Source organism: Pseudomonas sp. AC016, assembly GCF_979253365.1.
In genome coordinates this window covers 1,616,480-1,640,237 of sequence record NZ_CEEDCC010000001.1, presented here as the reverse complement: position 1 = coordinate 1,640,237, position 23,758 = coordinate 1,616,480, and the positions used below count along the sequence as shown (strand labels likewise).

Annotated in this window: 18 protein-coding genes; 10 read left to right on the top strand and 8 right to left on the bottom strand. The window is 52.8% G+C overall.

What is annotated here, in order from left to right; translation table 11 throughout:
* Positions 1-455 precede the first annotated feature (455 nt).
* Both AC0IXS_RS07215 and AC0IXS_RS07210 read right to left on the bottom strand, forming a co-directional pair.
* Entirely contained in the window at positions 456-1,178 is a 723-nt protein-coding gene (locus AC0IXS_RS07215) for a DUF4225 domain-containing protein (RefSeq protein ID WP_122690823.1), read from the bottom strand.
* Entirely contained in the window at positions 1,175-1,660 is a 486-nt protein-coding gene (locus AC0IXS_RS07210; protein WP_057410442.1) for an Hcp family type VI secretion system effector, read from the bottom strand. Before AC0IXS_RS07210 ends, AC0IXS_RS07215 begins: the two co-directional genes overlap by 4 nt.
* A 289-nt stretch (positions 1,661-1,949) precedes the next feature.
* On the opposite strand from AC0IXS_RS07210, the gene AC0IXS_RS07205 reads away from it, so the two are divergent.
* Positions 1,950-2,666: a hypothetical protein gene (locus AC0IXS_RS07205; RefSeq protein WP_057410441.1), complete on the top strand. Its 717-nt coding sequence runs from the start codon at positions 1,950-1,952 to the stop codon at positions 2,664-2,666.
* A gap of 90 nt (positions 2,667-2,756) precedes the next feature.
* Here AC0IXS_RS07205 and AC0IXS_RS07200 read toward each other — a convergent pair whose 3' ends face one another.
* Together AC0IXS_RS07200 and AC0IXS_RS07195 are read right to left on the bottom strand one after the other, a co-directional pair.
* Positions 2,757-4,100: a DUF7256 domain-containing protein gene (locus AC0IXS_RS07200; RefSeq protein WP_122667719.1), complete on the bottom strand. Its 1,344-nt coding sequence runs from the start codon at positions 4,098-4,100 to the stop codon at positions 2,757-2,759.
* 221 nt (positions 4,101-4,321) lie between these two features.
* Entirely contained in the window at positions 4,322-4,897 is a 576-nt protein-coding gene (locus AC0IXS_RS07195) for a BRO-N domain-containing protein (protein WP_471824219.1), read from the bottom strand.
* 663 nt (positions 4,898-5,560) lie between these two features.
* On the opposite strand from AC0IXS_RS07195, the gene AC0IXS_RS07190 reads away from it, so the two are divergent.
* The gene (locus AC0IXS_RS07190; protein ID WP_057410438.1) at positions 5,561-6,520 is read left to right on the top strand and encodes a hypothetical protein; all 960 of its coding nucleotides are present in this window, start codon (positions 5,561-5,563) and stop codon (positions 6,518-6,520) included.
* 16 nt (positions 6,521-6,536) lie between these two features.
* Here the strand turns inward: AC0IXS_RS07190 and AC0IXS_RS07185 are convergent, their stop codons facing one another.
* Positions 6,537-6,962 (bottom strand): very short patch repair endonuclease, encoded by a 426-nt coding sequence (locus AC0IXS_RS07185; RefSeq protein WP_081021839.1) that lies wholly within the window; start codon positions 6,960-6,962, stop codon positions 6,537-6,539.
* Between the two features lie 29 nt (positions 6,963-6,991).
* Here AC0IXS_RS07185 and AC0IXS_RS07180 point away from each other — a divergent pair, with 29 nt between their 5' ends.
* The 6 genes from AC0IXS_RS07180 (at position 6,992) to AC0IXS_RS07155 (ending at position 17,748) form a co-directional block, all read left to right on the top strand.
* Positions 6,992-8,596 (top strand): DNA cytosine methyltransferase, encoded by a 1,605-nt coding sequence (locus tag AC0IXS_RS07180; protein ID WP_471824217.1) that lies wholly within the window; start codon positions 6,992-6,994, stop codon positions 8,594-8,596.
* Between the two features lie 79 nt (positions 8,597-8,675).
* Positions 8,676-10,127 (top strand): ATP-binding protein, encoded by a 1,452-nt coding sequence (locus tag AC0IXS_RS07175; RefSeq protein ID WP_057410436.1) that lies wholly within the window; start codon positions 8,676-8,678, stop codon positions 10,125-10,127.
* 6 nt (positions 10,128-10,133) lie between these two features.
* Positions 10,134-12,971, top strand: coding sequence for a Z1 domain-containing protein (locus tag AC0IXS_RS07170; protein ID WP_057410435.1), 2,838 nt, complete (start codon positions 10,134-10,136; stop codon positions 12,969-12,971).
* Positions 12,955-13,968, top strand: coding sequence for a PD-(D/E)XK motif protein (locus tag AC0IXS_RS07165; RefSeq protein ID WP_057410434.1), 1,014 nt, complete (start codon positions 12,955-12,957; stop codon positions 13,966-13,968). The genes AC0IXS_RS07170 and AC0IXS_RS07165 overlap by 17 nt, the downstream gene beginning before the upstream one ends.
* Complete coding sequence (locus AC0IXS_RS07160; RefSeq protein WP_057410433.1) at positions 13,968-15,782, top strand: AIPR family protein; 1,815 nt, start codon at positions 13,968-13,970, stop codon at positions 15,780-15,782. Before AC0IXS_RS07165 ends, AC0IXS_RS07160 begins: the two co-directional genes overlap by 1 nt.
* A 574-nt stretch (positions 15,783-16,356) precedes the next feature.
* On the top strand, positions 16,357-17,748 hold the full coding sequence (locus AC0IXS_RS07155) for an ATP-binding protein (protein WP_057410432.1): 1,392 nt from the start codon (positions 16,357-16,359) through the stop codon (positions 17,746-17,748).
* 333 nt (positions 17,749-18,081) lie between these two features.
* On the opposite strand, the gene AC0IXS_RS07150 is transcribed toward AC0IXS_RS07155, so the two are convergent.
* The gene (locus AC0IXS_RS07150) at positions 18,082-19,023 is read right to left on the bottom strand and encodes a 3-hydroxyacyl-CoA dehydrogenase family protein (RefSeq protein ID WP_081021838.1); all 942 of its coding nucleotides are present in this window, start codon (positions 19,021-19,023) and stop codon (positions 18,082-18,084) included.
* 303 nt (positions 19,024-19,326) lie between these two features.
* Entirely contained in the window at positions 19,327-19,710 is a 384-nt protein-coding gene (locus AC0IXS_RS07145; RefSeq protein WP_004887331.1) for a winged helix-turn-helix transcriptional regulator, read from the bottom strand.
* A 103-nt stretch (positions 19,711-19,813) separates the two neighbouring features.
* Here AC0IXS_RS07145 and AC0IXS_RS07140 point away from each other — a divergent pair, with 103 nt between their 5' ends.
* Positions 19,814-20,932 carry an NADH:flavin oxidoreductase gene (locus tag AC0IXS_RS07140; protein WP_057408501.1) on the top strand — a complete coding sequence of 373 codons (1,119 nt, stop codon included), beginning with the start codon at positions 19,814-19,816 and terminating at the stop codon, positions 20,930-20,932.
* A gap of 1,097 nt (positions 20,933-22,029) precedes the next feature.
* Positions 22,030-22,272, top strand: a complete 243-nt coding sequence (locus AC0IXS_RS07135; protein WP_449117614.1) for a hypothetical protein — start codon at positions 22,030-22,032, stop codon at positions 22,270-22,272.
* A gap of 153 nt (positions 22,273-22,425) precedes the next feature.
* Here AC0IXS_RS07135 and AC0IXS_RS07130 read toward each other — a convergent pair whose 3' ends face one another.
* A complete protein-coding gene (locus AC0IXS_RS07130) occupies positions 22,426-23,673 on the bottom strand; it encodes a ribonucleotide-diphosphate reductase subunit beta (RefSeq protein ID WP_029242457.1) in 1,248 nt (415 codons plus the stop codon).
* Positions 23,674-23,758: the final 85 nt, after the last annotated feature.

Below are 23,758 nucleotides of genomic sequence, written 5' to 3'. Positions count from 1 at the left end.
TTATCCAATATTTGGTAGGCGTGAAGTTTTCTCCTGACCATGCATACCGCGTGCACAGTGCAGGCAGGTAAAACGCTATCCCGCAAGCCAGGAATATAGCGTATATGGCTGTTTCATTCATTGATCGTCATCCCGTGAAAAGAGAGGCTGTTGTAAGTTTTCGTTAATCCTATCCGGTGCCTGTCTTTATTCGTGGAGTAGGTAACAGAAGCGCGAACGCTAACGGGATGAATAGCGACAGCCATCTTAGCTCTATGCTTCTCAGGGTTATGTCGAAAGGCAATGTTCCATATTTCGCGTATTTCAAATACAGATGGCCGCAGAATATGTTATAGGTCAACGTAAGCACCAGTTTGGGTGTCGAGAAGTTTTTAGCTGAGAAAGCACATGTTGCCCACACTGAGGGGGCGAGCAGCAATAGTGTTATGGCGATGAACGCACTGTGGCTCAATAAATCATTCAAAAGCACATTCCGCCTGACCCAGGACTGCTCCAGTTGTGATCAAGTCACTCGCCCCCTCCAACGCAAGAACTGTAACTGGCATGGTTTTATAGGCCATGACACGATCCGTTCTCACGTAGTCGAAGAGTTTCCAAGCGTCAGGCTTTACAACAAGTCTGATCGCGCCATAAAACGACATCCCCAGATCAACTGTGCCGTAGGCGATATTTCCCGCGCAGGAGTTTAGCCCGCTTGCCTTGGCAATTTCTTGGTAAGCCTTTCTTACCGGCCCTTCGACATCTGAGCGTCCCTCTAACAGACCTCTACCATTTTCATAAAGGTTGTTACCGCCATGAAGCATCATTGGCGCTCCGAAAACTACGCAGAGTGGTCCGCGTGACGCGTAACAGATGCCTGCGCCCCCCACCAGCTGTAACGCACCGGCGATGGCACCAACGCTTTTTTGTGCGATTTCGGTGGACTGCCTTAACAGCCGATCTTGCTCCGTCTCAATCGCCTCCAGCCCCTCATCAACACTCTTCCTGCCGGCCTTCACATCCCGAACGATCCCTTGCGCGTAATAGGCCACGTCCCGATTGAACTGCAGCCTGAGCGTCCCGTCGCGGATGTGCCGGGCAGACACCGTACAAGCCTGTCCTGCGAGATGGCCTGCCGCCTCGCTGACCCGCCACAGGTCGTGGTGTCCGGAGGATCGTTGTTTTTCCGGCAGGCTCATTCCTCTGCGATCCACGAGGCGTAGCCGTTGGTGTTTCCCTGGTGATGGGTCCAGATGATGTCCCGGTAGCGGATGGCGACATGCTCTTGGGGTTCTGCGTCGTTCTGCAGAATGGCGTGGGGCATGTCGAGTGTCAGGTCGGCGATAATGCCTTCCCGGATTTCAACGGTGTAGAACTTCTCCTGAACGCCTGTGGGCGAGGTGCGATAGAAGTCGATTGTGCAATCGACCGGCTCGCGATTGGCGAGCGCCTGACCGAGCATTGGGGAGGATTTATCGACGTGCTTGGTGATGACGACCGGTCGGTGAGTGGCGTGCTTGATGTTGTCGATGTTGCTCATGTTATGGGTCAGCGACAGCACCATGATCTCGTTCAGGTGACCCGCCTGACATTTCGCACCCATCGACTCGGGGCTAGAGCATCCTGCAGAAATGAGGCCTTGATCCTTGCCTTTGATGGTCATGTAGCCGTGGTTAGCCATTCTGCGATCGTCCTGAAAAAGAGAACGGGCAGTGTATTTTCGGGATCTTGGAATGAATGTAGGACGCGTCCGAAAATGCTTTTGGCGAACGATGCCAACGTCGTGATCCGAACAGACCTGAAATGCTTTGGTCAGGACTCTTCGTCAACGCTGTAAGAAGCACCCCATAACCTAATCAGACTTGCCTGACATCATCATAAGGCTGCAGTAATTACCTCCCGGATTGCTTTGCGCTCTTATGAACGCCCGAACGCCCACACACCGCGTTCACAGTCGTTCAAGGAAAGCCATGAGCAACGAAATCGAAAGGTACCTGCACATCAAAGCCCAGATCGAACAAGCCGACAGGCATGTCGTCAATACGCTTCGACAGGAACACAGCACCAGCAGGCGACTGCAGATGAGCACCAAACGCTTCTGGCTCTGCGTGACCGCTCCGCTGTTCCTCGCCGTACTGGTTGCACTCGCAGGCCTGATCGAACCCATGCGCTGGATCTATTACACCAGTTGGGGGCTGATCGCGGTTTCGTATGGGGCGCTCTTTATCTACCCGGTCCTGTGCATCGGGCGTTACCGAGACTCGGTGAGAAATGTACTGGCTGCACCCTTCGCGGGTCTGGCGGGCATCAACATCAAAACCCGCCTGCTCATCGACGAACAATTCCTGCCGCTCCTGACATCGCTTTCCAGTCACACACTGGCACTCGGCGTGCTCGAACTGAAAAACGAGCGCAGCGGCTTCGAGAGACGCCTGCGTCTGGTCACCGGAGTACTGCAGAACATCGGCATAGCCCCGGGCTTGCTTGCGCTGTCAGCCGGGCTGATCAGCTTGTACAAAACCCTGTTCGGCATGGGCTCGTTCGCACTCTACCTGGACTGGGTGTTCACCCTGGCGGCAGTCAATCTCTTCCTGTACCTGCTGTGTGGCTACGCGCAGACCGTACTGACACGCGACGACCGCATGATCGCCCTGACGGAACTGGCGATGGAGCGCAAGAGCAAGTAGTACGCCGTCTGACGCAAGCCGAAGGTGTGGCCTGGGCATCGTGACAACTTCCCAGCCACAGCGCCGACCGGTAGCAACAGCCTCATCCTTTCAGCACGCCCAATCCAGCGCCATTTTCTCCAGATCAATCTGGCCGTTGCCGCTCCCGAAGTTGAAACCGCCAAAGTTTTCTTCGAACTCAAGATAGTAAGGGCCAAACTCGGGGTAGCCCTGTACCGGAAACATGGTGCCGCCCAAGTGATTGCGGTTTGCGAAACGATCAAGGTCGAGGGCTTCGCCTTCGGGGGTCACGTAGGGTCGGATGTAGCCGCTGTGTTCGCATTCATCGTCCCATTCGCGTGGCGGTTTGCCGACGTTGGGATCGCCTTCCCGTATCTGTGCCCGAATCGCAAAGGCGGTGTCCAGACCTGCCGCGCGGCCGTCGCCCGGGAGCCATTCGAAGGCTTCGGCGTCGTGATTGCGCACGGTGTCGTACTGATAATGCTCTGAGTAGCTCTTGTCGTACCAGCCGGGCGCATCGCACAGCAGTGGATTGCCACGCAAGTCAGGAGGCATGCACAGCGAGCCGTCAAATTCCGCCTGGGTCAGCCAGATGGCAACGTAGTGCGTGTCCAATGTATCGGTCATGTCGAAGTGCAAGGGATGATGGGCGCGACGATGCGTCCAGAATGGCAGAAGGTGCTGGTCCTCGGGTGGCGTAGGCAGTAACGGCGACGCGAAGAAGGCTTCGACCGCACTGCTCGGCGACAACTCTTCCATCTGATCATCAACGAACAGGCTGAACGCGACCCGCTCGGCGCCTTGCTTGCGATACTGCTCAGGGACATACAGCGTGAACGCGTGCCGCAACGGATGACCCATGACCGGGCTCAAAGGCCATTGTTCAGGCGTGATGCCTGGCGGCAAGCCAAGGCTCCAACCACCGCTCCACTCAGGTCCGCGCCCGCTGACCGGCAGATGACATTGCGGGTCGCGGATCAGATCGTAGGCCACCGTCAGGTTCGGGTCTGCCAACAGTTTTACGGGTTCGGGATAGACAGCCCCAGGCTGCGAAATCTCGATGGCCAGGATAGAGTCTTCCTTGACCCGCACCAACAGCTCGTACGCCTCATCCGTTCGATCCTTGAAGGTCAGCCACTCGGGCGGGTCATCAGGCTCGCCGGCAGCAGGCTGCAAGTGAGGACGCGCACGCAGCGCGTCAGCGAGCGGCATGCCGATGTGCAATCGTTCGATCAGATCCCCGCAGGGGAAAGACGCATGAAAGCTGACCGTACCAATCTCGCCATTGATATCCATTCTGACCCCGTAGCCAAGGTCATGGACGCCAAGAAGATAACCGCTTTCAGAAATCGCCAACCCATACTCGCCGGTCAGCCCGGCCAACGCTTCTTCAGACAGGGTGGGGCGCAGCGCTACGATCCTGGCAGCATTCATCTCTTCTGTTCCTTGGCGTCAGTGGTGGCGATCAGATTGACCAGAATAGAACGTGACGCTATCGATCAAAAGTCTATAAATCTGGAAAAGTTACAAAGTGTGAGGCAAGTGAGCTACCGATGCAGCCAGCGCAGCGCATACCGCCGCCGCTTGAAAACCTGAACGGTGTGTGCCTGGAATCAAAACAGGCCGTGATAGAACGTCACGGCCACCTCATACCTTCAACCCAGCCGAAACACTGGCAATGCCGAACGCCACCACGGTTTGCTCACCTGTCGCGGCGTCGGCTCAGTCTGCATCTGCGGATGAGCCAGCATCAATGGCATGTCCCGCAGCCTGATCCAAGGCTCGCTCTGCCAGTGCAACACGCTCACCGACAACCCCGGCCATTGCAGCATGCTCAGGTGCGGCGCGTGATCATCAGACGGCACCTCGGCGTCCCGCAGCATCGGCACCACCTCGTGGGTCAACCACTGCCGCAATCCGCGATTCTCCGCGTGGTAGTGATGCACCAACATCGCGTAAGCCCCTGACTCACTCACCATCAATTCCGGCTCAGGGCCACTGTGCTGCTCAAGCGTCATCATCCGGTACTGGTCCGCATCAAGCTTGCGCATCGTGCGCTCGTTCAACGGCCAGCCGATGAGACGACCGAGATTGCGGGCGCTGAACCAGGGTTGGTGTTCGAAGAGCAGGGCTTGGAGAGGGCGGTTGTGGCGGTGGAAGAGGGTGGGTACGTAGGCGGATGTTTCCGCTTGAAGTTGATGAGCCTGTGCCTTGAATCTGTCGCTGAACATGCTGAACCTCTACAAAGGACTTGGAATGGCGCTAAGGCCAACGTAGAGCGGGCTTAAGAAATCCCAACGGAGCGGCTCGGCATTTCTGAATTCGTGTTCGAATAGAACGAAAAATTCAGAGCTAATGCTGAAGTCACTGTGTCTACGTTGGGTGTTTCTTAGGCACCGGCGATTAAGATAAACGCGTACGTAACGCTCTGCTATCGGATAGGGGGCGGCACTAATGTCAGATTTTTCCGTTCGTTTGAGTGGCGTTCAGACGACTCAATCTGATCGTTCCAACGCTCCAGCGTGGGAATGCAGCTCGTGACGCTCCGCGTCACATTCTCGCGCCCTCGCACAATCTCCAGAACGACCAACCCTTTGCTTTACCCATGCTGGCAATCTAGATACTGTTGACGGAATTTCCTACAGGTATGCTTGGCGGTGCAGTCATGGGGCCGGTAGCTCGGAAAGCGATGTGGCTAGTGAGTTAAATTGCTTAGCTCTTTTGCTGCCAATATTGATTGGACGCCACATTAATCTTCAGTCTTTGCAAGCTAGCCATACGTGCTGTTTCTCTATACAAAACTTAGTATAAAGGTTGATAAAATCGTCTAATTGTGTGTGCTATGTCGAGATGCGACAGGCAAGGAATGGTTGAATATTTGAAATGGAAAATTAATGAGTTCGTCAATCAAGGTCATGTTGCGGGGAATAGAGATCGATCGGATCGTGAACTCCGCGCGAGTGGAGCCATTTACTCATATTGTTACCTATAGGCATCAGTTATGGCGGGTCGTCGACGATTGCATTTCTTTGGATGATAGGTACTTAGGTCACGAGTCGCACCGGCGTGAGTGGGCTCAGCTTATCGAGAGGCTATTGCCGAAGCAGCTTCCTGGGCAAATTGAGCGCTGTACGGCTCTGATCGAATCTTGCTTTCGAGACGTATTGCCTAAAGGCGTTTTACAAGCCGTTTGCTACCTTGTATCGCTTCGTCTTGAGCAGCAGGCGCGAGAGCTGCTGGTTGATTTTCTGAGCCAAAAGCACGATTCGGCTCTCCTGCTTGGGCTATTGCAACCTCCTTTCGTAGAGAGTACCGAGAGTACCAAATCTATGGTTTCTTCGGCCTCGGCGTATCTAGATGTTTCGTTCGACATTCTGACGGAAGAGGCGGACTGGGAATGGGATGAGGTCGACGAGTTTGGAAAGCCAAGCGTTGATGATATGGCGCTCAGGCATGCTGCTGAGAAGGTGCAGGCGAGTATTGGCAGCCATAGAGCGCTCGAGTCAGGAGACCCTACGCCGGGATTCGATGATATGGACGATCTATCATGGACGGATAAACCTGCTGTTGTGAGCGCCGTTGAGAGCCGTTTGGAAAACGAAAGAGTGCTTATGGAAAGGATCGGTAAGCTCGGTCCGGTTGCACTGGATTTGCTTAGGTACTTTTCGAACAATTCCGGCGATCGTGCGTTCCATGCGCAGCAGGTGCTAGGTTACTCTGCCGCCGAGATTAACCGCCTGCTTTCCGGCAGTTTAGCTCTTTACCTCACTCGAAACACCTCGGGCGGATGGGAATGTCATCCATGGACTACCGATGTGCTGGAGGCCCTCAACGGTGCCTCCTCTTCCTCATGACAAGGCGATGTCGGAATCATCGTTTTGGCGGAGAAGTGCATCGCAATGTCTGAAGCAGTCTCGGCAAGGCGGTCCCGGTATCGCGCAGTTCGCATTCCCAGACAACGATCACATGCCAGTCGGCGCTTTGCAGTGCCTCGACCGCCTTTTGGTCCCGAGCAACATTGCCATTGAGCTTCGTCTCCCAAAACTCCCGACGTGTCTTCGGAAGCACTGCGTATCGACATCCTGCATGTCGATGCCAGAAACAACCATGTACAAATATACATATTTTCAGTCTAGGCAGTACAATATCTGGCTTTCCCGGAAGGTCTGTTCGATGGAGTCGGAAACGGTACCCGTTGGCGTGCAAGAACCTACGTACCAGCATTTCGGGCTTCGTGTCCTTTCCCCGTATGGTCGCCATCATTCGCGACCTGCGGGCGGGATCAACAATGTCCATTTAGAATTATTTCTATACAGCGTGGTTTCATGAGTCGTACTCCACCCATTCAAATTGTCGATCTCTTCGCCGGTCCTGGCGGCCTTGGAGAAGGCTTTTCGTCTCATGTCAACGGTTCCGGTGAAACCTTTGAAATTAAAATCTCCGCCGAGATGGAAGCATCTGCTCGGTCGACGCTTCGGCTTCGGGCGTTTTACCGCCTGTTGAAGCGCAACCAGCCTGAGGCTCTCGAAGACTACTACGAGTTCTGCGAGACCTCGAATGCAAGTCAGCCAGATACGCCGAGGACCCGCGAAGCCTGGATGCAGGCGGATCATGAAGCACAGTTGCTCGAACTCGGTACTGAGGAGGGGAATGCCAAGCTCGACAGGATGCTAGAGTCGAGATTAGACGAAACCAAGCCTTGGGTTTTGATTGGAGGACCTCCGTGCCAAGCTTATTCGGTGGTCGGGCGCTCAAGGAACCGGGGCAAGCTTGATTACAAGGCGGAGGATGATCGGCGCCATTTTCTCTACCGTGAATATCTTCGGATCATCCAAAGCAAGCGCCCGGCAGTTTTCGTTATGGAAAATGTTAAGGGTATTCTTTCGTCCCACGTGGCTGGGGAGCGAATTTTTCCCAAGATTCTCAAGGATCTGTCTGATCCAGACGCCGCCCTTGGTCTAAGCGCTAACGGGCCCAAGTATCGGATCTGTTCATTAGTGGCCGATTACGTTTATGAAGCTGGTACAGATGCGGACAGCATCGAGACTGACAATTTTATAATCCGGGCGGAAAGCTACGGCGTTCCGCAGGCTCGGCACCGAGTCATCCTTCTTGGCGTATCGGAAGAGTATGCGAACGCACTTGGAGACCATCGTCTTACGCCGTCGAATGGACCGTCGATCGAGCAAGTGATAGGTAGACTGCCACCGCTACGAAGTACTCTCACGCGGCAGAAAGACTCGCCCGATGCTTGGGCTGCGGTTATCCAAGAACATCTTAGTGATCTACATCGGGAATCCCGACATCGGGCATTGTTGGACCCAGAGAAGATTAAGCTAGCATCGCGTCTAGGTATACTTGCCGATAGCTGTACGTCCAACCCAATGACTAGTGGTGCGCTTCGAGTTCTCAAGAAGGGCGAGTACGATGGAATTACCCGAACTCGGCTTGACAGCTGGCTAGGAGATGAGCGGCTCAGATATTGGCTTAATCATGAAGCTCGGGGCCACATGAGTTCGGATCTTCGACGCTATGTTTATGCTGCGGCATTTACCGAAGCGTATCAATACTCGCCCAAGGGGCATCGTGACTTTGATCTTCCCGGTCTTGAACCTGACCATAAGAACTGGAAAAGTGGAAAATTTAGCGACCGTTTCCGTGTTCAGCGAAAAGGGTTTCCATCGACCACTATTACGAGTCACATAGCTAAGGATGGTCACTACTTTATCCACTACGACCCCAGGCAGTGCAGAAGTCTCACAGTCCGCGAGGCGGCCAGACTTCAGACCTTTCCGGACAACTACTTCTTTCTTGGCAATCGGACAGAACAGTTTCATCAAGTAGGCAATGCCGTTCCGCCGCTTCTGGCGTATCAGATAGCCGATGTGGTCGCGCGTATCATTGGTGCCGGAAAAGTGCAGGGCGTTTAGCGAACAATCACTTAAGACAGGGAGTTTAGTCGTGCAGCCCACCTTTAAGAGCCGTAGTGCACCGCCTAGGGCGAGCGCAATGATCGAGGCGCTCCGCGGTTTGGGTTACAACCCCCAAACTGCGCTGGCGGACATTATTGATAACAGTATTGCCGCAGGTGCCACGGAGGTTCGACTCGACTTCATCTGGGCCGAGCGGGAGAGCCGTGTTCTGTGTCTCGATAACGGCTGCGGAATGTCTGCGACCGAACTGGACCGCGCGATGCGGCTAGGTGAACGCAGTCCGCTCGAAAAACGCGCTGAGAATGATCTTGGCCGTTTTGGCTTGGGCCTCAAGACGGCGTCCTTCTCACAATGCAGGCGACTGACTGTTGCTACGAAGGGCGTCGATGCATTGCACTCGCTTCGCTGGGATCTGGATTATCTCGCAAACAGTGTAGACGACGGCTGGCATCTGCTCGAAGGTCCGCACCCAGGATCGGAAGGATTTCTGGGAAGCGTTTCCAGTGGGGCGAGTGGAACGCTGGTGCTTTGGGAAGACTTGGACCGGATAGTCACGCCTGGAACTACAGTGCAGGATTTCCTCGATCTCGCGGATAGGGTCGAACAGCACTTGGGCATGGTATTTCATCGCTTCCTTGAAGGCGCGCGACCACGTTTGAAGATCCTCTTGAACGGCGCACATGTCAGGCCTTGGGATCCCTTTATGACCGATCATCCTGGGAAACCCTATAACCCGCCAGTTTTCACACACCCAATGCGCAGCGGCATCGAGGCGGAATGCCATGTTTTGCCGCACAAGGACATGCTGACACCTCAAGCCTTCGAGCGTCTTGCAGGACCGGAAGGCTGGACCGCGCAGCAGGGCTTCTACGTGTACAGGAATGGACGACTCTTGGTCGCAGGCAGTTGGTTGGGACTTGGAACCGGCCGTGCTTGGACGAAGGATGAGGCCCATCGTCTTGCTAGGATTCGTTTGGATATTCCGAACTCGGCAGATGTGGACTGGAAGATCGACATTCGGAAATCGACTGCAAGACCACCGGTGTACCTCCGTCAGTGGCTGACAGGTCTTGCAGAGGCCACCCGTTCCCGCGCACGCAAGGCTTTTGCACACCGGGGTAGACCGAGACTGATTGGCAACCGGCAGGTCATGGAAGCGTGGAAGGTGGAAAAGCTGGCCGGAGGAGTCCGGTATCGAGTAGATCCCGAACATCCTGCCATAAGGGCCGTATTAGACGAAGCAGGGCCGCTTCTTCCAATTGTTCGCGCTATGTTACGTGTCATTGAGGAGTCGGTGCCGGTGCAACGTATATGGATCGACACGGCCGAAAACCGGGATACGCCTCGGACCGGCTTTGATCAAAGTCCGCCCGATGAAGCGCGAGAGGTGCTGCTTGTGATGTATCGCAACATGATCGAGCGAAAAGGATACTCTCCAGAGGCCGCCCGCGAACAGCTAAGGGCAACCGAGCCGTTCCATGTCTTCCCCAGTCTGATTGACGCGCTGCCCGACAGCCTGAAGGAGTAGTATTTTATGTCTGAAGACAACAAATGGAGCGTGGTCAAGTTCGTTCAAGAGATACTTGCAGGCGAAAAGGACAAATCAGCGATCACTCCGAAACTTATCGCCGGAAAAATCGACATGGTACTCACCCTAATGCCGCATTGGGGAGTCGGTCTTGATCGCTCTGAGGTCATTGACGAGCTAATTCGACGGTTCAGTATTTGGGTCGGCGACGATTCATCGCTTGTGGATACGGCCGGTCACGTTCCATGGCTGACTTCTGAGCGAAAAGCCGATTGGCGGTATTGGCGACGCTATAGAGAGTGGCAGGAGCAGAAGTTATCTTGGGAGATCGCCGAAAAGCTCGACCGGAGTACCGACAGTATCCTTTCAAAACTGGAAGACCCAATGCGTGACGGTCATTGGGATCGCCGTGGTATGGTGGTCGGGCACGTTCAGTCGGGTAAGACTGGTAGCTACACTGGTCTGATCTGCAAGGCCGCCGATGCTGGCTATAAGATCATCATTGTCCTTGCTGGACTGCATAATAACCTTAGGGCGCAGACGCAGATGCGGCTTGACGAGGGCTTTCTCGGCTATGAAAGTAGTCCCGTGGAAGGAGGAGGCAATCTCGCCATTGGAGTCGGAAAGATAGATTCGTCGCCGGCACTTCGCCCTCAGTATGTAACCAATCGTTCGGAAACCGGTGATTTTAACACCAAGTTTGTGAAAAACCTCGGGATATCTCCCGAACAGAAACCTTGGCTGTTTGTTGTCAAGAAGAACAAAACGGTATTGACGCGGCTGCTGGCTTGGATACACAAACATGTGGCTGAGTCTACTGATCCGGAAACCGGCTGCCCGCTAGTGACTCACCTCCCACTTCTTATAGTCGATGACGAGGCGGATCACGCATCGGTAGATACGGGGGAGAGGGTGGTAGATGGAAATGGGGCTCCGGATTTGGATCATCAGCCGACCGCCATAAACAGCCTCATTCGCCAAATTCTGCATTCGTTTTCTCGCAAAGCTTACGTCGGCTATACGGCTACACCATTCGCAAATATCTATATCCATGAGCATGGTGAAACACTTAAGGAGGGACCGGATCTCTTTCCGGCCGCATTTATTACCAATCTCGCTGCGCCCTCAAACTACGTAGGGCCTTCCCGGGTCTTCGGTCTGGCTGGCGAGGAGGGGCGACTCGGTGCGCTCGATCTAGTCCGGTCTGTTTCGGATCAGTGCTCAGAGAATAAAAAAATAGGGTGGATGCCTGTCAGTCACAAAAGTACGCATGTACCTTCCATTGACGGATACGATCGGATACCGAACTCGCTAGTGGAGGCCATCAACGCGTTCATTTTGTCGTGCGCGATTCGACAGCTTCGAGGGCAGAGTAGCGAGCACAGTTCGATGCTCATCCACGTTACCCGCTTCAATCTCGTGCAGCAGCATGTTCACCGGCAGGTGGGTGATTATGTTCTGCATGTAACCCAAAGACTGAAGCGTCGTATTGACCATGAGACCTGCCTGAGTGCCCTTCACGACCTTTGGAGTACGGATTTCATTTCAACTACCGCCAGTGTTGCAGCACAGAGCGATCTCGACATCAATCATTCGTCCGACGATTGGTCAGCTATCGAGGCTGTACTGCCCGATGTACTTGAGCAAATCGATGTCCGAATGATTAACGGTACTGCAAAGGACGCCCTCGACTACGCGGACAGCGCGTCCGGGCTGAAAGTTATAGCTATTGGTGGCGACAAGCTGGCGCGAGGGCTGACCTTGGAAGGGCTTTGCGTAAGCTATTTTCTTCGCGCATCGAAAATGTACGACACGCTGATGCAGATGGGACGCTGGTTTGGTTACCGGCCTGGTTATTTGGACCTTTGTCGGCTCTATACTACGAACGATCTAGTGGAATGGTTTGAACACATTGCTGATGCATCTGAAGAGCTTAGAGCCGAGTTCGACTATATGATTGAAAGTGGTCTTACGCCTCGCGACTACGGTCTTAAGGTTAAGTCACATCCGGTATTGATGATAACCTCCCCTCTAAAAATGCGAACGGCTAGGAAGCTCTACCTCTCCTTTAGCGGCGAGGTGGTGGAAACGGTGGCGTTCTTTACTGATCGCGAAAAAGTGGCTCGTAATTTTGCAGCACTCCGGACGCTTGAGGCTAGCTTGGGGGTTGCAACTGCGATCCCCGCCCAAGCAAGAAACGGTAGGACAGACAGTTGGAACGGTGCCTACTGGAGCGGTGTTACTGAGCAACCTGTGATCGAATTTCTCCGGGCCTATGAGACGCATCCGGACTCTAGAAAGGTACAAAGCGGTCTGTTGGCTGATTTTGTCGACGAGATGAGCCGATCCGGCGAGCTGACCGAATGGACCGTAGCAGTCGTTGGCGGCAGCATCGCGGCTACAGAAGTTATAGGGGGCAAGCAGGTCAGGAGGATGCTTCGGAGTAACAATTCATCCGAACCGGAGAAGTATTCGATTGGACGGCTGCTGTCGCCAAAAGATGAGAGTTTGGATCTGGATGAGGCGAGCTGGATGGCGGCACTTGAGTTGACGCGAAAGAACTGGAAGCCTGATCCTGGGCGATCGAAGGGACAGAAGCTTCCGGACAGCCCCAGCGGCCCCTACCTCAGACGCATAAGAGGATTTGGCGTCGATGATATCCCGCCCCATCCAGAGCGGGGGCTTCTTCTCATTTCGCTGCTGGATCCCATCGATCCCCCCACAATAGGCAACGGGCCAGTAGTTGCATTTGCTATCAGCTTCCCTTCTAGCAACAAAGGGAAGTCTGTGCCCTATTTAGTCACCAACCTTCTTTGGGAGCAGCAATATGGCGGCAGCGACTAGCAGGGAGATAGAAGAGGTCTGGCGCGCGTTGTCGGGCAACCGGCCTACCCCAGGATGGGGGTCGATTGATCTTTTGAGTTCAGGCACCTGCCGAATTAGAGCTGCGCGGCATTCGCCTGGCAATGAGGAAGCTTTGCTTATCGGCTTCTCGAATACCAAAATTGCGCCGAGTAAACAGCTTCCCCAAGGGCGCGGCTTCCGTATGGAAAAGGCAGTGCTTGGAGATGTTGGAGGTGCATATCAATGGCTTTCCATCACGCGGCAGCCCGCTGGAGGTCTTGAACTCTTCAGCGCGGTAGCAGCCGATGTGTGTGCACTTGTGTGCTCTCTCGCTGACTCGACCGAAGATTGCGTGTATCAGCGGCTGCTGGGGCGCGTGCGAGGATGGCAAGAGTTCATGCGCAGGGGAACTGATAGGCTAAGCGCGGAGGCTGAGTTGGGGCTGGCTGGGGAGCTGAATATACTGCGGGATCTGCTTGATGAGGGGTTGCCGCTTTTTTCTGCTTTAAACGGCTGGAAGGGGCCTCAAGACGGGCTTCATGACTACCGATTAGGGAATGGCGCTATTGAGGTCAAGTCTACCTTGGCTTCGGAGGGGTTTCACGTTCGAATTGCGTCACTGGACCAGCTGGATGACGCCCAGTTGTCTCCGCTTTATCTCTGCGCATTGCGTTTCGTACAAGATGATGCAGGTATCTCGTTGCCGAACTTGGTTGCGCAAATGCGAGATCGTCTAAAACCCGACTCGGTTGCGTTAAATATGTTTGAACTTGCTCTAGAGGATGTCGGATATCTTGATATGCATGCCGAAAGTTATGTACGCCGCTTCTCATTGGTTGAAATTCGGTTTCATCTCGTAAGCGGTGATTTTCCGCGGCTCACGCCACGTGTCATGCCACCTGCTATTCGGCGTGCAAGCTATGATCTCGATCTTGGCCTTGTCTCAGCCAGTCGCATTAACCTTGCCGCGGTGTTGGCCCAGCTTGGAGCTATCTGATGGAACTTCTGGATTTTCTTCTCGACACTCAAGCGTCCATACGCGAAGAAGTAGCGAAGGAGCTCGTTCCAGGCGAGGCCCCTATACCTGCAGAGGCGGTGTTCTCGTCGCACGTTATGAGCCACATGGCAGATCAAGGTATTTCATTCGAACCGACTTCGTGCCATTTCGAGGCGAAGGTTAGCAATAATAAAGTAAAAGTCAGTGGTTACGCAGTCTCTTACACGACAAATGAGCAGGGCAGTCCGGATAGGTTGGACCTATTTGTAAGTCTCTATAAGGGAGCTGAAACGCTTGAACAGATCCCGGATGCGGAGATCGGTAAGGCCGCCAAGCTAGGATTACAGTTTCTAAAGTTATCAGCGTCTGGAAAACTTTCGCGCGAGCTGGATGAAACCAATGATGTCTACCCACTTGTGGTCGAAGTGGAGCGTATATTTGAAACGCTAGAAGATATCAGGATTTTTGTGATCACAGATGCACTCGCAAAGACGAGAGCATACTCGCCCCAGTTAGTAGAGGGAAAGCAGATTCGGCTTGAAATAATGGACTTGCAGCGCCTCTACAATCATTGGCAGCAGGGCCGTGCACGTGACGAGTTGGTGGTGAATTTTCGCGATCTCTGCGGTACCGCCCTGCCCAGCGTTTGGGTGCCTGGGGGTGAAGACGCCGAGTATGACTACGCGCTAACGGCCATCCCTGGCGAGGCATTGCGTTATCTATACGAAAAGTACGGGCCTCGTATACTAGAGGCTAACGTCCGTTCGTTTCTCGGCGTTAGTAGTAAAGGAGTCAACAAAGGTATCAGGGATACGCTACGGGATTATCCTGATCGGTTCATGGCTTACAACAACGGTATCGTCTTGGTTGCGGATGCTGCTCAGCTAGATCGCGCGGCCGACGGATCTGTTGGTATTCTTTGGTTGCAAGGCATGCAGATCGTCAATGGCGGCCAGACCACCGCCTCCATCTACTTTGCAAAAAAGAAGAATGCCGATATTGATCTGAGCAATGTCCGCATACCGGCCAAGATCATCGTACTACGGGACGGGCAGGTCGATGATGAGGAGTTAATTTCCAATATTTCTAAGTATGCGAACAGCCAGAACGTCGTTAAACAGTCCGATTTGTCTGCCAATAAGCCTTTCCACAGAGAACTAGAGAAGATTTCTATGCGGACCTACTGCCCGGATGGAGTCGGACGGTGGTTTTATGAGCGATCTGCGGGTAGCTATAAAGTTCTCTTGGAAAAAGAGGCACCGACGCCCGCCCAAAGGAGAAAGCTTCAGGCCGCCATTCCTACGTATCGACGACTTACAAAACCGGACCTTGCCAAGTTTTTGTTTACATGGGAACAGAAACCCCACGTGGTAAGCCTTGGCAGCCAGAAGAACTTCCAATCATTCATGGACGCTCTTGCTGAGAGGGAGCAGGGTGGTGAGAGCGTTGTTCCTGATCAGGAAGACTATAAGCGCATGATTGCAAAGGCTATCATTTTCAAGGCGGCACATAAAGTCATCCGCCCTCTTTTTCCGGCCTTTCAAGCAAACATTACTGCATACACGGTCGCGATACTTGCTATGAAGGCCGAAGATCGGTTCAATTTCTCGCGCGTATGGCAAAAGCAGGATATTTCGCCGCAACTACAAAGGCAAATTGCAAACTGGGCGGTCGAGGTTAATGAGGCGCTACACCGCGAATCTGGTGGCAGGATGATTTCGGAGTGGGCTAAGAAGTCTGAGTGCTGGATTAGCACGCGTAATGTCAGCTATTCTCCGATGCTGCAAGGTATACCGGAGATGCTCGCTGGCTGAACGTCTCCCGACTCTGATACGAACCATACATTAGGTATTCACGTATAGCGGTCAAATATCAGGACTAGTATTCTGTCTTTAAAAAAGATGACCTGAGCTTTGCGTCTATGATTGGCCGGTGCTTGGAGCGCTTGTATGAGTTGCCAGTATCTTGCGCGACGTTAAGGGCGAGCAAATTTGGCTGTGTAGGCGCATAAGCTCGGCCACTATCTCGTCAACTCGCTGGTCCCCGTTCATAGATGATTTTCTAGCAGCTCAAGGTGTTGTGGTAGCGAATTGTCCAGTTCTCAGTCCTTGTCGCGATTTTTCACCTGATGATGAAAATTTTTTTAAGAGCTGCGCTTGCCTACCCAAACGAAGTCGAAATCGACCCTGCTGGTCCAAGCGGCGGAACCTAGGCTTGAGCATGTTAATTTGCCGCTAAACGGTCAATCTTTCTGAAGCAGAAAGTAGGAATACGGCTCGAGTCGTAATGAGGTGATTGCATTGCAATATTGTTTGTGAGACGGGGCATTAGCGTATAGTCTCTTATCGTTTTGGAAAATAAATTTCATGTCTTCGAGCAGGGGGTGTTATGTTTTCAAAAGATTTCTTAGGTGCGAGTGAGTTATTATCCCTGCTGGAACGTAGGGAATCCCATTACTTGGATTTTAAAGGCAAGGGAATTTCAGGTCGGGATTTGCAAAGACATATCGTCGGTTTTGCTAATGCGGACGGCGGCGAAGTTTATATCGGCATATCCGAGTCTGAGAAAGGTTATTTGGCGGAAGGTTTTGATTGTATTGAGGGCGCCAATCAGCTAATTCAAGCATCCCTTGTTGATATTAATCCCTCAGTCGAGGGTATGGTGATAGATTTTCTAGAAATAGACCCTTCTAATTTTTTGGTTAGAATCGTAATACCTAAGTCGCCCAAGGTTCATTACACATCTTCCGGCGATTGCTTTGTTCGTTTATCCGCGCAGACTCAAAAAATTAAAGGTGATCAAATTGCTTCACTTGCCTACGCAAAAGGATTTTATAAATTTGAGGAGCGGCCGGTACTCTCTGCTTCCATTAAGGATATTTTGAGTGCTGGGCACTTGCATGATTATCTTGATCGAATAGGAAGCATACAGTCGCCTGACAGATTTTTAAGAAGGAATAGGCTGTTGAATTCTCAGGCTCAAGGTTTGGATGTTGTTAATGTCGGATGTGTATTGCTTTACGACGACGATCCAGATGAGGTTTTATCTACCAAGGCAAGCGTTAAGATATTGCGAATGAAAACTGCGTCTAACCAGTATAAGAGAGAGCAGCTTTTTAGTCATGAAAAATTATCTGGACCGTTGGAGTCGCTTATTCGTAATGCTGAGCATAAAATACTTGAGCTGATGCAGGAGGCATCTTTCGAGATTGAGGGCGTAAAATTTGAGGTTAATTATCCGATTGAGGCCGTTCACGAGGTTTTAGTGAATGCTTTTCTCCATCGTGATTATTCTATTTCGGATGAAATACAAGTTACTATTTTTGATAATCGCATCGAGATCAAATCCCCTGGCCGCCTACCGGGTGGCGTCACACCAGAAAATATCTTAGATGTCCATTTTGCTCGAAATCCAAACCTTGTAAGGCTTATAAATAAGCTGCCTCGGCCTCTTAATCACGATTTGGGTGAGGGGTTAGATACAGCATTTCGTGCGATGAATAACGCAGGCTTAGCTAAGCCGGATATAATTCAAACAGATGACTCTGTTATTGTAACCTTACTGCATAAGAAAATTTCTTCTTATGAAGAATTGATTATGGCTCATCTTAAAAGTAATGATTGGATTACAAATAAAATCGCGCGAGGTTTAACTGGGGAAGGGTCCGAGAATAAGATAAAGAAGGCTCTGCAGATGTTGCGTTTTAAAGGCTTGATCGAGCCGGAGGATCCTAATGCTAGCAGGTTCAGTTATCGCTATAGGAAAAAGACATCCGAGTAATTTTTATGTTTTTAGACCATGTTCGTTAGGTGAATATTTTTCAATATTGAAAAGCCAGGCAGCTCACGCTCTTGGTTTTTTATGACGAACAGACCTAAAACAGCCTCCACTTTTGCCATATCTAATTAAGCTTCAGAGCCATAGATTTATATGCATTTTTCTCGATGACCTGACAATTGATTTAGAAATCAGGTGGCTTCGGAGATAGCGCATCAAAATGACTTTTAAGCTCACTCGGGGAGCCGTGCCAAGCGCTTTGAATGGATCGCCTAGAGCGCGCGGATATTGAGAGTCAATCGGCAAGCGGCTCCCACGTTTGATCTGGACTGAAATTCAGGGCTTGAGCGCAAACCGCAACTGGTGCCCGCGGCGACTCAGCAACCGTTCGTGACGTGCTTCATCCCAGCGATAGAACCCTTGACCGCTGCGTAGGCCGGTATTGCCCGCAGCCACTTTTTCCTTGAGCAGCTCGATGACTTCTGTCCCTTGGGCCAATTGCGGCATCAGGTGAGTGGATATGTCTATGAAAGTATCCAGTCCAGCCATATCGGCCGCCTCCAGCGGGCCCACCATGCCGTAGCGGCGGCCCAGTGAGGCCCGCATCACCCGATCAACCGTATCCGCATCGGCGATTCCACTCTGGACGATATGCAGTGCTTCTCTCAGCAGGGCAAATTGCAGACGATTTCCGATAAAGCCGGGCGCTGCTTTCTCCAGCAGTACGGCTTCCAGATCCATGGCCTCAAGCATCACACGCACTTTTTCGATAAGGCGCGGATCGGTGGCGGTGCCGGGCACCAGTTCCACTAACGGAATAAAGTGCGGAGGATTCCAGAAGTGCGCGATGAACAGTCGCTCCGGGTGCTTCAAACCCTCTGCGAGGCTGTCCGGCGGGAAGCCACTGGTATTACTGGCGAACACGCAGTCGTCTCTCACGATGCCTTCCAGTTCCCGATAAAGGGACTGTTTCAGCGGCAGACGCTCGGGTACCGCCTCTATCAGCAGATCCACATCTGCCAGTTCAGCCAGCGTGTTTACGGGTATCAAGCGCGACAAGGTCTCGTTGCGGTCAGCCTCGTCGAATTGGTCGGCCGCTATCAATTCGCTGAGAATGACGCCCGCTACCGTCGGAATTTCCGCCAGCCGCTCAAGCTGCGGGTCGTATAACCTGACTTGGCAACCGTGACGTGCAAGGTGCAACGCAATTCCAACCCCCATAAGGCCGGCACCCAAAACTGCTATGGACGCGAAGGCGGTTTTGGTGGAAGTGTCCATATTAATTATCCTTATTATGCGCCAAGGTTGGTTCAGAACCGGCGTGCTAACAGCCGGCTATTTATCCTCGTCAATGCAGAAAGACGAGTCCATTTCGAGTATGGACTTGACCGATTGATTTGTTAATTTTGTTTTTCTTATGCATTGATTTGTAAAACTAATAAATGATTTATTAAAAGGATTCGTTTCGAGGTATACGCGATAACCCTGGGCACTCATGCAGTGGTAGTAGGTTCAGGGACACCGCAGATGAACCGAGGAGATAAACCCACCGCAGATGGCAGTGGCGGCGAGTAACTAAAATTACTCTGTCAGGTTGACTTGTGCGGCCTCGTCGAACTTCAACCGGGCAGCTTCAACATCAGGCAATTTATCAAGCGTCCATTTATGCAGCTCACGAAATGGCTGCTGAAGTGTGCGTCCAAGTTGGGTGATCTCATATTGGACCGCAACGGGCGAGAACGAGATGATGTGGCGCGAGACCAGGCCGTTTCGTTCCAGTCGCCGCAGGCACTGTGTGAGTGCCTTCTGGGTGACGCCCTCGAGGCGGCGCTTGATAGCGTTAAAACGATGTGGGCCGTCATCGAGCACTGCCAGAACCATCATTGACCACTTATCAGCAATCTGGTCGAACAGCGCTCGACTTGGGCAGTCCGACGAAAAACATTGTGGCTTTAATTCCAACATCGAAGTTTCCTCATGTATACCTAGGCGACTCTAGGTGCCTAATTGACCTTCAGGTCTATAAAATATACTTATGTGGCTTCCTAAAGCAAATGGAGTCCACCCCATGTCAAAACTTGATACCAGCGTTTTATTTCGTCCTCTTTCCATCCGGTCGCTTGAGTTGAAAAATCGGATTGTCATGGCTCCGATGACGAGGCAATTTTCGCCTGATGGTATTCCTGGTGAAGGGAGTGCGGCCTATTACCGGCGCAGGGCCGAGGGTCGAGTCGGGTTGATTTTGTCAGAAGGCACCGTCGTTGATAGGCCCGCTTCACGCAATGGTCCCGGCATTCCTTTTTTTCACGGTGAGGCAGCGCTGGCCGGATGGAAGAACGTGATTGATTCGGTTCACAACGCTGGTGGTCGCATGGGGCCGCAAATCTGGCACACCGGTGCGGTGCGAGAAGCCAGCGGCTGGGAGCCTGATGCATCCGTTGAAAGCCCATCCGGCCTGAATTCGCCAGATGACCCGCGCGGCGTGGTGATGAGCGAAGAGGATATTGCAGACGCAGTTGCTGCGTTCGCAAAGGCAGCGGCGGATGCCAAACGCCTGGGCTTCGACACCGTCGAGATCCATGGGGCTCATGGTTATTTGATTGATCAGTTCTTCTGGGCAGGCACCAATCAGCGCACTGATCGTTACGGGGGACCGACGATCAAAGAGCGCTCCCGATTTGCCGCGGACATCGTATCTGCCGTCCGTCACGCGGTGGGGCCTGAATTCCCCATCATCATGCGTGTCAGCCAATGGAAGCAGCAGGACTTTAGTGTGCGCCTCGCCGAGACGCCTGCACTGATGGAACAGTGGCTGCTGCCGTTGGTCGAGGCGGGTGTCGATGTTCTGCACTGCTCGCAGCGACGTTTTTGGGACCCCGAGTTTCCCGAAGTTGATGGTGAGAACGGGCTCAACTGCGCGGGCTGGGCAAAGAAAGTCACTGGGGCTACAACCATCAGTGTCGGTTCAGTAGGGCTGGATAATGACGTGACTCACGCATTCGCCGGTGAAGGATCCACCCCGGCGAGCCTTGACCGGCTTGTTGAGCGCATGGAGCGTGAAGAGTTTGATCTGATCGCAGTAGGACGTGTCTTGCTGACCGACAAGGATTGGGCCGCCAAAGTGGAAAAAGGTGATTACGCAGACCTCAAGGGCTTCAATCCGGCATCGTTAGCTGAACTGGTTTGATGTTTATTGCGGCGTAGAAAGTGTGTGCCACGCAGGCTTCAGTCTTCAAGGAAACAGAGGTCTGTGATGGTGCTGCAAGCGACGTCAGCAATTATGAAGTTGTTGTAATACTGACCAAGTTGCATTCTACCTCACAGACCCTTCTTAAAAGAGGGGATGTCGCAGCTGTATTAGGTACGGTCTTGCGTGAGCTGGAATTAAGTCAAAAAGATCACAAGACGCGTTAGCTGCTAAAGTCAGGTTTCAGCATAATTATCAATCGCTCTGTATAAAATCCGAAGATGGGGGTGATTTGTTATATGGCTCCGCCAATCTGCGCTTGGCTGATGCTAAAGTGGAGGTCGTATGGTCGACGTGAGATGGACTGGTTTCTGGATCTTGACGCCTTTGGACTTTTCGTTGTTATACGTGGTGTCGAGTCAAGTGCCACTTGATAAACGTTATGTGTGTTTTTATGGCTTTGACTAAAGCTTTGTCGGGCATCGCTTGTAAGGTTTTATTATGTAGTCTTGTTCTGCTTGCTCTGTAGGCGTCCTCTGATTCGCTTTCAGCCCCCTACCAATACTTCTAAAACCCGCCAGACTGAAGTTCGACATCACTCAGCAGGGCAGTTTTTTGAAAGCGAATACTTACCGCCATCAGGGCCACTATGGCATCGTGTTCAACGTCACTTCATTTTTGGTCACGCCCCAGGAAAGAGCTACATTACGTGAGCTGTTTCTTTGTGAACTGGGCGCTGATTGCCATAAGGTGAATGAATTGATTGTCGAGATGTATGACCGGATGTTGGCTGGCAATCGCGCGTGCGAGATAGTGGTCAGTGTCTCAGCACCCTTGCTTCGGAATCAGGCGGATCTGCTGAATAGCCAGCGAGTCGCTGTTTCAAGACTCCTAAGTACAGCGGTTGGCAGCGTTATCAAGCCTATCAATAGTATCGCTGCAGCGGTCACTGCCGGTGCTACCAATCACTCGATCCAAGGGGGGCTCCGAACCTACCATGTCGGAGATATCCTAGTGTCGGTACAAGCTTCGGTCAGTGGAGGGATCGGGCCTCAACGATCTTCGAAGTCTCTCCTGATCAAGTCCCGGATTGGCTCATGATGGGGTTATTTCTTTTTTGTGCATCACTGATAATTTCCTGGATTTTACTTAGAAAAATCAAAGCAGCCGGTCGCAGGAAATGGCTTGGGATAGGGCTTGGCTTTACCGGTTTAATCGGCGTTTTGGTAACGCCAACAGATTTCGAAGGGTTCGACCCATTCGCTAGCTATCTTGTCATGTGGTTTACGGGGATGACGTTGTTTTTCAATCGCAACCGCTACTCCTCAGCTGTGACGTGAACTCCCCCGACGCTACGGACTGGCGGATTTATGCGGTGAAATTGGCTAATGATTATGGAGTGGTAGTGCTTTGACAATTTTGGACTCGCACAAAAAAGCCAGAAAGCTTTCGCCCCCTGGCTTTTTCACTACAACCGGTTCAACCCCAAGCTATCAATCCCAGCTCAACGCCCCACCTGTCTGATACTCAATAACCCGAGTCTCGAAGAAGTTCTTCTCTTTCTTCAAGTCCATGATCTCGCTCATCCATGGGAACGGGTTGGTGGTACCTGGGTACTCTTCTTTCAGACCGATCTGGCTCAGGCGACGGTTGGCGATGAACTTGAGGTAGTCCTCCATCATCGCTGCGTTCATGCCCAGTACGCCGCGTGGCATGGTGTCACGTGCGTATTCGATTTCCAGCTGAGTGCCCTGCAGGATCATCTGCGTGGCTTCTTCTTTCATCTCGGCATCCCACAGGTGTGGGTTTTCGATCTTGATCTGGTTGATCACGTCGATGCCGAAGTTCAGGTGCATGGATTCGTCGCGCAGGATGTACTGGAACTGCTCGGCGACGCCGGTCATTTTGTTGCGACGGCCCATGGACAGGATCTGGGTGAAGCCGCAGTAGAAGAAGATGCCTTCCAGAACGCAGTAGTAGGCGATCAGGTTGCGTAGCAGTTCCTTGTCGGTTTCGACGGTGCCGGTTTCGAACTTCGGATCGGAGATCGAACGGGTGTACTTCAGGCCCCACGCGGCTTTCTTCGCGACCGATGGAATCTCGTGGTACATGTTGAAGATCTCGCCTTCATCCATGGCCAGCGATTCGATGCAGTACTGGTAGGCGTGGGTGTGGATCGCTTCCTCGAAGGCCTGGCGCAGAATGTACTGGCGGCACTCCGGGTTGGTGATCAGGCGGTACACGGCCAGTACGAGGTTGTTGGCAACCAGCGAGTCGGCGGTGGAGAAGAAGCCCAGGTTGCGCATGACGATGCGGCGTTCGTCGTCGGTCAGGCCTTCCGGGTTTTTCCAGAGGGCGATGTCGGCGGTCATGTTGACTTCTTGCGGCATCCAGTGGTTTGCGCAACCGTCCAGGTACTTCTGCCAGGCCCAGTCGTACTTGAAGGGTACGAGCTGGTTAAGGTCGGCGCGGCAGTTGATCATCATCTTTTCGTCAACGGCAACGCGAGCGCTGGCGCCTTCGAGTTCGGCCAGACCTTCGGCAACGTCCAGTGCATCCAGCGCCTTCTTGGCGCGGACCAGGGCTGCGGAGTCGTTGGCGGTGACGGCACGTGCTTCCTGGGCCGCTGCGCCACCTGCGCTGTCGAGGCGGTCCATGTTGGCTTCGTTGGCGTGACCGGCGTTGGCCGCTTTGGCAACTACTTCGCCGTCTTCTTTATCGAATTCGTCCCAGCTCAGCATGGTGATGAGGCTCCCGCTTGAGGATCGCCGTAGCGACCTTGGTTAGATTTTAAGGTGTGAAGTGCCCACGTCGTCAGGTCGAAAA